10 protein-coding genes are annotated in these 12415 nt (G+C 49.2%); 6 read left to right on the forward strand and 4 right to left on the reverse strand.

Going from position 1 to position 12415, the window contains the following annotated elements; all coding sequences use genetic code 11:
- Window positions 1-63 precede the first annotated feature (63 nt).
- The 4 genes from HYX48_07280 (at window position 64) to HYX48_07295 (ending at window position 5026) form a co-directional block, all read left to right on the forward strand.
- Window positions 64-849 (forward strand): undecaprenyl-diphosphate phosphatase, encoded by a 786-nt coding sequence (locus HYX48_07280; protein ID MBI2743702.1) that lies wholly within the window; start codon window positions 64-66, stop codon window positions 847-849.
- Between the two features lie 159 nt (window positions 850-1008).
- Window positions 1009-3348 (forward strand): DNA translocase FtsK, encoded by a 2340-nt coding sequence (locus HYX48_07285; protein ID MBI2743703.1) that lies wholly within the window; start codon window positions 1009-1011, stop codon window positions 3346-3348.
- Window positions 3326-3688, forward strand: a complete 363-nt coding sequence (locus HYX48_07290; protein MBI2743704.1) for a hypothetical protein — start codon at window positions 3326-3328, stop codon at window positions 3686-3688. Before HYX48_07285 ends, HYX48_07290 begins: the two co-directional genes overlap by 23 nt.
- Window positions 3689-5026: a response regulator gene (locus tag HYX48_07295; GenBank protein MBI2743705.1), complete on the forward strand. Its 1338-nt coding sequence runs from the start codon at window positions 3689-3691 to the stop codon at window positions 5024-5026.
- Between the two features lie 56 nt (window positions 5027-5082).
- Here the strand turns inward: HYX48_07295 and HYX48_07300 are convergent, their stop codons facing one another.
- Window positions 5083-5856: an MBL fold metallo-hydrolase gene (locus HYX48_07300; GenBank protein ID MBI2743706.1), complete on the reverse strand. Its 774-nt coding sequence runs from the start codon at window positions 5854-5856 to the stop codon at window positions 5083-5085.
- A 98-nt stretch (window positions 5857-5954) separates the two neighbouring features.
- On the opposite strand from HYX48_07300, the gene HYX48_07305 reads away from it, so the two are divergent.
- Window positions 5955-6284, forward strand: coding sequence for a hypothetical protein (locus tag HYX48_07305; GenBank protein MBI2743707.1), 330 nt, complete (start codon window positions 5955-5957; stop codon window positions 6282-6284).
- A gap of 64 nt (window positions 6285-6348) precedes the next feature.
- Here HYX48_07305 and HYX48_07310 read toward each other — a convergent pair whose 3' ends face one another.
- The 3 genes from HYX48_07310 to HYX48_07320 all read right to left on the reverse strand — a co-directional run bounded on the left by HYX48_07310 (window position 6349) and on the right by HYX48_07320 (window position 10832).
- Window positions 6349-8400: an MFS transporter gene (locus tag HYX48_07310; GenBank protein MBI2743708.1), complete on the reverse strand. Its 2052-nt coding sequence runs from the start codon at window positions 8398-8400 to the stop codon at window positions 6349-6351.
- Window positions 8401-8407: 7 nt separating this feature from the next.
- The gene (locus HYX48_07315; protein ID MBI2743709.1) at window positions 8408-9550 is read right to left on the reverse strand and encodes a UPF0158 family protein; all 1143 of its coding nucleotides are present in this window, start codon (window positions 9548-9550) and stop codon (window positions 8408-8410) included.
- Between the two features lie 76 nt (window positions 9551-9626).
- Window positions 9627-10832: an MFS transporter gene (locus HYX48_07320; GenBank protein MBI2743710.1), complete on the reverse strand. Its 1206-nt coding sequence runs from the start codon at window positions 10830-10832 to the stop codon at window positions 9627-9629.
- Between the two features lie 202 nt (window positions 10833-11034).
- Here HYX48_07320 and HYX48_07325 point away from each other — a divergent pair.
- Window positions 11035-12415: hypothetical protein (locus HYX48_07325; GenBank protein MBI2743711.1), on the forward strand; the 1381-nt coding region annotated here is incomplete at its 3' end.

A 12415-nucleotide genomic window follows, 5' to 3' on the forward strand; every position in this document is an offset into this window, starting at 1 on the left:
ATATCAATAATATTTTTTTTATTATAAGAAGAGAGAAGAGTAAGGGTTGGAGTAGGTTTATATATGTCAGCTTTCCAAGCACTTATCATGGGAATTTTGCAGGGACTCACCGAGTTTCTGCCTGTGAGTTCATCTGCCCACTTAAAACTCAGTAAACTTCTACTAGGAGTTGCTGAAGGAGACAACCTGGTCGTCTTCGACCTAGTCTGCCATCTTGGCACTCTAGTTGCGCTCCTCCTGTTTTTACGCACAGATATCGTAACCCTCTTCCGCACAGATCGAAAAAGACTCTGGATGATTCTGGTCGCAACAATCCCTCTCTTCCCCTTCTACTTCCTTCTTAAACCTCTCCGCGACTGGGCCTCTCAAGCGTCGTTTTTAGGAATCTTTCTCATCGTAACCTCCTTCATCCTATTCATCGGTTCTCGCATTAGAATCAGCCGTCCGGAAGCCCCTACCCTTAAACACCAGATGAGAGACTCTCTCTGGATTGGAATCATGCAAGCTGCAGCTCTCATTCCAGGCATCTCCCGAAGCGCCTCGACCATCTCCTGCGCGCATGTTCTGGGATGGAGCGCAAGAGATGCCGTTCGCTTCTCTTTTCTCCTCTCTGTTCCAACAATTTTAGGAGGAAATAGCGTCGAACTTCTTAAAATCTTCCTATCTCCCTCTTCTCAATCAACTAACCTCGGAGTTAGCAGCTGCCTCATCGGCTTTTTCGGAGCTTGCAGTGTTGGCTTTATCGTCATCCGCTTTGCGGTGAGAATCTTAGAAAAAGGCGATCTACGCCCGTTTGCTTGGTACTGCCTCGCCCTAGGACTAATTACAACCCTGTGTCTAACAATATGAACCTATCCGCAAACTCTAAATTCTTGCCTTTTGCGCCTTTTCCGTCATATTTTCGCGCTGCTTCTTGGCCTACTTATTTAAGTATGTCCTGCGAAGCAGCGCAAAAATCTGACGAAAAACCCATCAAAACTCAAAAACATATAATTTGCGGATAGGTTCATGAGCCGTACATCTGAGAGCAGAAAATCCGATAAGAAGAGCTCCGGCTTAAAACCCGAAGGTAAAGGCCTTATTTTCTTGGGAGGCTCCTTCGTCCTACTAATTACACTTTTAAGCTTCAACTCCCAGAGTTCAGCATCAAACTGGTTAGGACTCATCGGGCATGGAATCGCGTGGGTTCAAGCCTATATCTTTGGCTTGATGAGCTATCCCGTAGCCCTTTTTCTGGGATGGATAGGATGGAGGTTTCTCTGCGCAAAAAAATTGGAGAAGCTCCCTCTCAAAACAGTCTACTTCTCCGTCTTCATTATCTCGGCCGCTCTTCTTTTAAATCTGATTGCAGAGCAGATCTCCTCTCCGCTACTGGAAGGAAAAATCTTAAATGAATCCATTCTGTTAAAATGGCCCTATCCTCATCGCATTATCCGAACTTATTTAGGTGGCGCACCTCTCTATTTCCTTTACAGAGACCTCACCCCATTTAACCTTCAAAAACTACTCAGCGATGTAGGCATCGGCCTCACCTTTTCCACGACTGCGCTCGTCTCCTTCATGCTGCTATTCGAAATTAAACCCCTCTCTGTTTGGGAGCAGCTAAAGCGCGCTTTTGCAGTCTCTCAAAACCTCATTGAAAAGCTAAAACTCCATTTGGATTCGATGAAAAAAGAGGAGAGCTTAGAGAAGAAGAGCCCGACCGAGATCGAAGACACCCTCACACGCCGCTTTCCTCAACCTCTCTATCCCCCTACAAATGCACTCGCTATAAAAACCGAAGAGCAAATCGAAGAGGAGAAGATCTCAAAGGCCCCTGCTATAAAAAAACCGCGCGCACCGAAAGCCTCTAAAATAGATGGCGACTTCACAAGATACACCCTTCCTCCTCTCTCTCTTCTTAATAATCCCAAAAAAGTCGACCAGCCCTCCATTAAGAAAGATCTGCGCCGACAAGCCGATATTCTAGAAGAGACCCTCATGAGCTTCGGCATCGAAGCAAAAGTAGGCGACATCCACTGCGGCCCCACCATCACCTCTTTTGAAGTCCACCCAGCGGTCGGTGTCAAAGTCCAGAAGATTACCACCCTTGAGAATGATATCGCCTTAAACCTTCAGGCAAAATCGATCCGCATCATCGCACCCATCCCCGGAAAAGCTGCAGTGGGCGTAGAGATCCCCTCCCTCGTCCCACAAGAGGTAAGCTTCAAAGAGATGCTGGTCAACTACCAAGAGAGCCCGCGCAAGTTTCAGGTCCCTGTCCTTTTAGGAAAGACTGTAACCGGCGACTTTGTGATGAGCGACCTTGCTAAAATGCCCCACTGTCTCATTGCAGGAGCTACCGGTTCTGGAAAGTCGGTCTGTATCAACACGCTCATCCTGTCGATCCTCATGAACGCCCGACCTGACGAGGTGCGTCTACTACTCGTCGACCCCAAGAAGGTCGAACTCACACCCTACGCACAGCTTCCTCACCTTCTTGCGCCTGTAATTACAGAACCGCATGGAGCCTATGCGGCTCTTCAGTGGCTGGTGAGAGAGATGCTTCTCCGCTATGATATATTAAAGCAGCTCGGCGTTCGCAATATCTCTGCATTCAACAGCCGGAAGGTGAACAAAGAGGTCGAGTCGGAACTTCCCATTGCTGTTCCTGATAAGATGCCCTTTCTTGTTGCAATCATCGACGAGTTTGCCGATCTGATGATGGCGTCAAGCTCCGATCTAGAGACCCCCATCGCCCGTATTGCACAGATGGCGCGCGCTGTCGGCATTCACCTAATTCTTGCCACACAGCGCCCTTCGCGCGAGGTCATTACAGGCCTCATCAAAGCTAACTTTCCCACCCGCATCGCCTTTAAAGTTGCCAGCCGTATTAACTCGCAAATCATCTTAGATGAGACTGGCGCCGACAGCCTTCTTGGAAATGGCGACATGCTCTTTCTTCCTCCCGGAACCTCGCATTTAACGCGAGCTCAAGGAGCTTATGTCAGCGATGAAGAGATCTCTCGCATCGTTAACTTCATCTGCGACCAGACTCCTACGCAGTATTTAATTGAATCATTCGATAAGATGGGCCACGAAGCCCAGTTGGGAGAGATGGACGAGACCAAGGATAGCCTTTTTACCGAGGCCCTTAACATCGTCGTGGAGACCAAAACAGCTTCGACGACCTATCTTCAGAGAAAGCTAAAAATAGGCTATGCAAGAGCCGCTTCTCTGATGGATGAACTCGAAGCTAAGGGAGTGATCGGACCGCAAGAGGGAAGTAAACCTCGTCGCGTTTTATTGAGCGGTCAGGTAAACCAAGATAAGCGAGGAGAAATAGATGAAGAAGACCCCTTCGGATAAACTAGAAATCGAAAAAGCTCTTCTCCCACGTCTTCGGATGATGGGATTCATTCTTATCTTTCTCTGCCTCTTTACACTCACTTACGCTCTTCTTTCAGAACCCTACCTCCCCGCCGTTGTCGAACAGAATATCGAAAGAACCGTCGAAGAAGCAGGAATAGGCCTTCCCGATCTAGAAGAGCAGCCAGACTTTTTAGTTACAAAAGGACAGCGCCTCAACCTCTTTCTCGTCTCTTCAGTTTTTGGACTCATCGGCATCGCCTGCTTCTTCTACTTCTGGAAAAAAAAAGAGCGCATGCAAGTGACCAGTGACGCACCTCCTGCCGAAGGAGAGGGCTGAATGAGCTCGGCGAAGAAGCGGATCCTTCTAGCCGATCCGTCCAAAGAGCTGATGCGACAGATCCTGCACGCCCCAGATAGCAAAACCTACCTCTTCGAGACAGCTCTAAACGGCACAGAGTGCCTGAAAAAGATCGACACCTTTCAACCCGACCTCATTCTCCTCGATCTTCTCCTTCCCCAAATGCATGGCATCGAGATCTTAAGAAAACTCAAAGCCGATGAGAGCAGAAAAAATGTCGGTGTTATTCTCTCATCTGCGCAGGCGATGATCCAGAACTACCATACGGCACTCAATGCAGGTGCCGACTACTTCCTTGAAAAACCCTTTGAGATCGAACACCTCTTTGAGATCTTTCAACACTACTTTGCAGGGACGCTGACCCCGCCCCCCTTTTTAGGACAAGAGTCGGGAGATGGAGAGGCCGCAATTAATTATCACCCTCGCCACCACTCCAACAACTCATACATTAAATTCTGGGGAACACGCGGCTCCAACCCGGTCTCAGGAAAAGAGTATATCCGTTACGGAGGAAACACCTCTTGCCTCGAAGTTAGACATGGAAAAGATCTCGTTATTATCGATGCAGGCACAGGCATTCGCCCGCTTGGAAGCACCCCATTTATCCAAGACGCCAACATGATTCACCTTGTTGTGGGCCACACCCATTGGGACCACATCATCGGCTTTCCCTTCTTCACTCCCCTCTATCGACCCGACTGCCATGTCACAATCTGGTCACCCGTCGGCTTTGAAAAACCCACTAAAGAGCTCTTTACAGAGATGCTCGCCTACGCCTACTTTCCCGTTAGACTCGATGACATACGCGCGCGCATCTCATTTAAAGATATCACCGAGGGAGTCCCCTTTTCTATTGGAGATATCGAGATAGATACCCACTACACCTACCATCCTGGCGCCACTGTCTGCTTTAAGATCTCCACCCCCGGAAATAAGACCATCGCTTATGTGACAGACAATGAGATGCTCATGGGATACCAGGGAGATCCGAATGAAATTGATAGCGAACATCCTCTCTTAGAGCCGCATAAGAGCATGCTCAAGTTTTTGAAAGGCTGCGACCTCCTCATTCACGAGGCGCAATACTTCCCTGCTGAATACCAAAAAAAGATAGGCTGGGGCCACTCCTCCATCACCAATGCTACCGCTCTCGTTAAGCACACCGGCATCAAAGAGTGGGTTGTTACCCACCACGACCCGAGCCACTCTGACGAGGATCTCCAGCGCAAGCTCCAGTGCCACCACGACATCTTAGACGACTGCAAGATCACGTGCAGAGTCCGCTTCGCCTTCGACGGCTTAAAACTCCCCCTATAGCTCTAAAAATCAACATTTTAGATTAAAACTCAACACGAAAGTCGAGTAACTGATTTTTAGAAAAAGATAGGCTTGCTGATCCTGTCTTGATAGGCGATCGAGAGATCGACAGAGAGGTTCTTCTCTCCCAGCTTGGATCGAATGACGTGTAGTGCCATCTCTTCGCTATTACATTCGGAAGAGAGGTGAGCCAGATGCACATGCTTTAAATTAGGATGGAAGATATCGATCAGCAGATCTGCACACTCTTCATTCGACAGGTGCCCCTGGCGGCTGAGCACGCGCTCCTTATAAACAGCAGGTCTTGAGGAGGCGTGGACCATCGAGGGCTGATGGTTCGCCTCAACGTAGAGGTAGTCGCAATCCATCAGAGCCTTCTTCACAAGCGTCGATGCAAAGCCCAGATCCGCACAGAAGCCCAGTTTGAGCCCGCCATGTCGTATTGTGAACCCCACAGGGTCCAGAGCATCGTGTTTAATTGAGAAAGGTAAAATTTCTAGATCTCCAAACTCGAAGGCCTCTCCTGTGGAGAAGATCTTAAATTTTGGACACTCCTTTAGAATTGAGTAGATCCCCTTTGCCGTCTCTCGATTGGCAAAGATGGGGATCTTTAACTTGCAGCCTAGCGTTGCAAGCCCGTGGATATGGTCTGTGTGCTCGTGAGTGATGAGGATCGCATCGATCTGACTGAGCTCCACCCCAATCTCTGCGAGGCGTGCAATCAGGCTCTTGGGCCCTATCCCCGCGTCGATCAGAATTTTCGTCTCAGGAGTACCCAAATAGATAGAGTTACCCTTCGAACCGGATGCAAGAGGACAGAATCCAATCATGAAAAGTATCTTTAAATAATTCAGAAAGCGATTCAATCAAAAAAATAATTCAATTATTTATTTGACATAGATCAAACTCTATATTAAGAATGATATTTATGCGGAAAACCAGAGAAGATCTCCTCGCAGAGATCGATAGAACATTAGATCAGCTCATCAGAAATGCTGAAGTAGCAGAAGGACTCTCATTTCATCTCTTGGAAGAGAATGAGGTTGAAGCGCTACATAAAACGCAGCAGAGTCTGCACGCGCGTCTTATCCATAGACAAGAGCTACTTAACAGAAAGCCGGAAAGCGAAGATCTTCAGAAAAAGGTCGAGCGTTTTGGACTTTTGAATGAGAGGCTCGTTCGCCAGATAAAAGAGCGCTTTCTCCCTACGGGAAAAAGACCCATGCACCTCCGCAAAAGCCGCCTCTCAAAACACTAATGGCATCTTTCTTTATCTTCTTATTCCACGCTATTCGCGACCTCTGCACTAAAAAAGACGCTCTTTAATAGCGGGCGAGCTTGCGAGCTGCTCGTTCGAGATCTTCCGTTTGAGGAAGAACCGCATTTTCTAGATCTTTGCAGTAGGGCACCATGCAGTTTTTGCCGGTGACCCGTGCAATCGGCGCATCTAGAAGAGCAAAGCCCTCCTCGATGATACGCGCTGCGATCTCAGCGCCAAAACCGCCGGCTCCAGGCGCCTCATGCGCGATAAGCAGCTTGCCCGTTTTGCGAAGAGACTTAAGGATGCACTCGAGATCGAGAGGAACGATCGTTCTAAGATCGATCAGTTCAACAGAGATCCCCTCTTTTGCAAGCTTCTCAGCCACTTCGGAGCCCATGACAACGGTCATCCCCCAAGCCACGAGTGTGAGCTCGTCGCCTTCTCGGACAACCTTTGCTTTTCCGAGAGGCAGGATCTCCTCGCTGCCCGTTTCAGGACGCGCGCAGAAAACGCGCTGTCTGTAGAGCGCTTTATGCTCTAAGAAGACCACAGGATTAGGATCGCGGATAGCCGCCTTAAGCAGCCTCTTTGCATCGGCGCTATTGCTCGGAATCACAACCTTTAAACCTGGGCAGTGAGCCAGAAATGCTTCGATGCTCTGAGAGTGGTAGGGCCCGCCCTGGATATATCCACCTGAAGGCATGCGGATAACCACTGGACAGTTCCACTCGCCATTTGAACGATGGTAGATGCTAGAAAGCTCATTGAAAAGCTGATTGATCCCCGTCCACACGTAGTCTGAAAACTGGATCTCAGCGACGGGCTTATAGCCATGAGTACAAGAGAGACCAATCGCAAGGCCGATAATTGTAGACTCGGCAAGAGGCGTATTAAAACAGCGCTCTTTGCCATACTTTCCAGTCAGGTGCCGTGTAACGCCAAAAACCCCGCCTTTTCCGTGAGCCACATCCTGACCAAAGACCACAACATGAGGATCTCTTGCCATCTCTTCATCTAAACCGTGGTTGAGCGCGTCGACGATGACGATCGACTCAGCCTGAGAGGAGCTCTCCTCTTCGGCAATCTCTGCAATATCCTTAAAAACACGCGTTGCAGCGGTTTCGACAGGTGGAAAGGGAATCTCTTCCGCCTCTTGGGCAGCGAGCTCCACCTGAGCAAAGGCCAGCTCTCTCCTATGCTTTAGCTCCTCATCGGTCGCAAGACCCATCTCTTTTAGCCAGCTTTCGAATAGAAGAATTGGATCGCGCGCCTTCTCAGCTTCACTCTGGTGCGACTCTTTATACTTCGTCGGGTCGTCGCTGCTGCTGTGAGCACCGAGTCTTGGCACCTTTGCTACAACGAGACTTGGACCCTCTCCTGCACGCCCTTTTGAAACTGCCGACGCAAGAGCCGTAGAGAGCTGCTCGAAATTGCAGCCATCCACATCGAACACAGAAAGACCCTCGTAGCCTCGAGCCATTTTAACAATTGAGCCACCGGCCGTCTGCTCTGCCACAGGAACGGAGATCGCCCAGCCATTATCTTGAATGACGAAAATGACAGGTAAACGGTGTATGCATGAGAAGTTGAGAGCCTCATGGAAGTCGCCCTGAGAGGTCGCTCCATCGCCTGCTGAGACATAGACCACCTCGTCATGACCTGCAAGCTGCACACCCTTAGCAACACCAACTGCCTGAAGAAACTGCGAACCTACACAGCTCGATTGACAGGGAATTCTGAGGCCGCGATGAGAGAAGTGCTCAGGCATCATGCGTCCGCCAGAATGGTGCGGAACTGCACGTGCAAGGAAGGCTCCTAATAGATCTTTTGATGAGCAGCCAAGCCCAACTGCAAAGGCGCGGTCGCGGTAGTAGGGAAGACCCCAATCTTTGCCAGGAATTAAACTGAGCGCCGAGACAGCTCCCACCATCTCATGACCTGCAACTGAAATATGGAAAGTGCCGCCCTTATTTTGACGGACGAGTTTAGACATCTTATCGTCGAGCGCGCGCGTCTGCAGCATCGCGTCGTAGGTCCTTAGACACTTCTCTTTTCCATTCAGTGGAAGATCGTCGAGGAGAGAGCTCTTCTCGTTTGTGCTACTATTAAACATGACCCGCCTACTTCTTTTTGCCTTTTTTATGCTGAAGCTGCGTGACCATTTTAATCTCTTTGCGTTTTGCAACTACAGGTTCATCTGAAGTCTTAACAGGTTTTTCACGCTTCTTGGGAAGAAATACTTTTACTACATCTGTTAGGCTGCGCTTCTTCTCGCCGCCAGCAGCTTCTCTTTCAGCCGTAGCCTCTGGAAGCTCGACCACCTCTTTAGTAATCGCTTTAATGAGCTTCTGCTCCTTCTCGATGCCGGTAATGTCATGAATGTCCACAAGACGCGTAGAGAGATGTCGCAATGACTCCAGACGCTCAGAGAGCGCTTGAAGTTTCGCATCGACCTTCACGCGGGAACTTCCTCGAAGACTTGCCAAGAGCTGCGCTTCCGTATCGTAGCGCGCAGAGAAGGTAACACCTGAAGAGCTCGTGATTTCTGGAAGGAATAGGAAGTGACGAATTGCTGCAGGCACCGTCGTGTACATATCCGGAGTCAGCTGAGGCTCTGTTTCAACCTTCACCACCTGCTTCGGCGGACGACCTCTCTTCGGACGAGGATTAAGCGCCTCATTTGAGTAGTAGGTCTTTGCTTTATTAAAGAGCACATCGCGCGCTAGAGAGACGTCTTTCGACACCTTCACATCAAAGATGTGGCGCTTGAGCTTCTCGATGACACCTGGAGGAAGATCGAGGTCCTCTTCGAAAACAAACTGGATCTCTTGGCTGCGCAGCCACTCGATGATGCGAATGCGCGAACGCTCGTGGTAGTACTGCTGCCACTTTTCAAGCTCGGTTAAATGGTCGTAGATGAACTCTAGAAAGTTCTCTCTCGCCTCTTTTGACTGAATAATATCTAAGAGCTTCTCTTTCGTATCGATATCGTAAACTTTTTCGTTTACAAACCCCTCCATGAACTTCTTTGTCTCATAGAAAGTCATCTTGGGAATTAGACAGTAGCGACCGCTGTGAAGAGTGAGCTCTTCATCTAGCTGCAGCAGCTCCTCTTCGTTCTTATCGAGATCGATGAAAAAGAGAAAACCCTCCACTCGATCGAGGCAGAAGTCCCTTTCGTCATCGGACTTAGCAAACGCATCCATCAGACGATGGTAGCGCAGAATAAGAGGGTTTTGAGCTTGAGGAAGAGTCTTTGCCATAATAATACAAAAATAAAAGAAATTTAAACCAACTCTAACAGGTTTTTCCTGCCACTTCAAGGAGAATTGATTTTATTCAGGTTTCTACAGGTTTTCTCCTCCAGATCCATAGAAAGAGTAGATAGGCCAGGAACATCCCGGCGCTTGCTACCGTGATCGGAAGATGAGGATAAAGAGCCACGACAGAACCTGAAAAGAGTGGAGCAATTCCGATTGCTGCCCACTGTATCGAGCTGTGTACACCTAAAATTTCTCCTTGAGCCTCTTTTGAAGTCAGATCCGAGACGATCGTCGATGCTGTAGGAAAAATAAAAGATTCAAATAGAGCAAGAAGCGGCAGTAAGAGGAAGAGGTAGAACGAGGTATGCACAAGCAGCATCAGAGGAAGCACCAGACCAAGTCCCAAAAGAGCGCCTCTTAAAAGAGCCTGAGGAGAAAATCTTTTAAGGAAGGGACGTATAAATACTCCTTGAGAGAGAGCTACCCAGATCCCCACCCACGCGTAGAAATAGCCGATCTGCTGCTGATTGAAATCGAGCCGTCTGATTAAAAAAAGTGCTGAGAACTCTGTAAAAAAGCCCCATCCGAAAGAGAAGATGAACATCACTAAAAAAATTCCACGCAGCTTTGGATGAGAGAAGGCTTTTTTAAGATCCTCAAAGCCCGCCATAAAGTTTATTTTTCGAATCTGCGCAACCGGCAGCGTCTCTTTTACCGCCAGCAAGAGCCAAATGAGATTAACCAGACAGAGCGCCGCTGCAAAACAGAGTGGCATCGCCCCTCTCCAGAGATCGGGAGTCGCAAGCTGCCCTCCAAAGTAGGGCCCCAGAATAAATCCCGCTCCCCACGCCATGCCGATGAGTCCAAAATTTTTCGCCTTATCTTCGCTGCTAGAATCCACAACCATCGACTGCGCAATCGAAAAGTTGCCCGCCGCCACTCCCGAGACAATTCTAGAGAAGAGAAAGAGAAAAATACTCTGAGACCAGAGGCTAACAACCCCTAAGATATAACCGAAAAAAGCAAGAACAAGCGTTGCCAGGAGAACCTTCTTCCTTCCCTTGCGGTCTGAGAGAGCGCCGAGAATCGGCCCCCCAAAAAATTGCCCCATACAGAAGCAGGAGACCAGAAGACCAAAGACCCACCCGCGCGTTGCAACCGACGCCTCCACCGGCATCATCCCGCCATCCGCCTGCATGATAAGCATGCCGAGCATCGGAAAGACGAGGCCAAAGCCAAGACTATCGATAAAAACAGTAAGTAGTAGAGGAAGAAAACGCATGTTAAAAAAACCATCAATTTTGGCGGTAAGTTTAGATCCTAGAGAAATTATTGAAAAGGAAATGGCTGCGCAAAAAATAATTTAAGAATTGTCTTTCAAACACTTTTTTGCTCTAATGCTCCCTCTTCAGAAAGGCTTTTCTAACTTTTTTGAAGAACGCTACGCGCAAAACGACACGACACAAATACGATGGAGATCTAGTATGGCAGCACCAGCAGCAGGAGTACCAGCAGCACCCGCAAACATCTATACTCACAACTTCACAGAAGAGCTCGTCGCTCTCTTCATCGCTGCGGAAGACCAGAATCTCTTTACAAAGGCCTGCGCCTACGCCCTCCTCTTTTTTGCAGCCATCCCCCTCGTCGTCTCCTTCGTCGGCAACTACTTCCTCTATAGATTTGTTGAAGAGTACACCGGTCAAAGAGCTCTTGAAAAACAGAGAGCGCTTCCCGCTCCCGTGCCCCCACTTGCTGCTCCCCCTCCAGGCCTTGGAGCCGCTGCTCCCCTCATCGATCAAGCAGGTCTCGATGCCCTGCGCTTGCAACTCCAAAATGCACTTGATGCTGAAGCCCGCCTCCGAGCCGCTCAGCAGGCTGAGAGACAACAGCTCATCACCCTTGCATTAGGTCATGTGCCACAAGCTCAAGTCACTATCGCAGACATCGAAGATGCAATTAGGCAAACCAAAGCTAGACTTGCTGATGCAGTTAGAAATTACGAAGTCATTAACCAAGAAGCATTCAACGAGCTACCTCAAAACCTTCAAATAGAAGTAGCCACAGGCGCTCGCTCCCTCATCACCGACTACAGAGAGTCTCGAGAGCGCGCCGCAAAAATGGGCGCAGATCTCGCCACTGCGCGTGCACGCGTCCAACAACTAGAAACTCAGCTTGCCGCAGCTCAAGAAGCTGGCAGAGCCTCTGCTGATGAAGCTGCACAGCTCCAGCAGCAGATTGCGCAATTTCAAGCAGCTCAAAGAGCTGCTGTCGAGCAAGCAGACAAAGACAGAGCTGCCATCGAAAAACTCACTGCCGATCTTGCCGCTGCAAATAATGCTGGCGTAGCCTCTGCTGGTAGAGTAGAGGAGCTCGAGCGAGAGCTCGCTCAACTCAGACAAGCTCAAACTGCCGCAGAAAGAACTGCTGCCGAGCAAGCTGACAAAGACAGAGCTGCCATCGAAAAGCTCACTGCCGATCTTGCCGCTGCAAATAAAGCTGGCGGTACCTCTGCTGAAGAAGCTGCACAGCTTAGAAACCAGATCGCAGAACTCCTAGCCGCTCAAGAAGCTGCTGTTAGAAAAGCCGCAGAAGACCTAGCTGCTATCGAAAAACTCACTGCTGAACTTGCCGCTGCAAATAAAGCTGGCGAAACCTCTGCTAGTAGAATAGAGGAGCTCGAGCAAGAGCTTACTCAACTCAAAGCTGCTCAAGCAGCTGCTGCCAGGAAAGCTGGCGAAGACCAAGTCAGAATCGAGGAGCTTACTGCTCAGCTTGGTGAAGCTCAGACTGCCGCTGCTAGAAAAGCCGCAGAAGACCTAGCTGCTATCAAAAAACTCCAAGAGACTCTGGAAAGTGCTACTGATA

The sequence above is a fragment of the Chlamydiales bacterium genome, from assembly GCA_016185065.1.
Lineage (GTDB): Bacteria > Chlamydiota > Chlamydiia > Chlamydiales > Rhabdochlamydiaceae.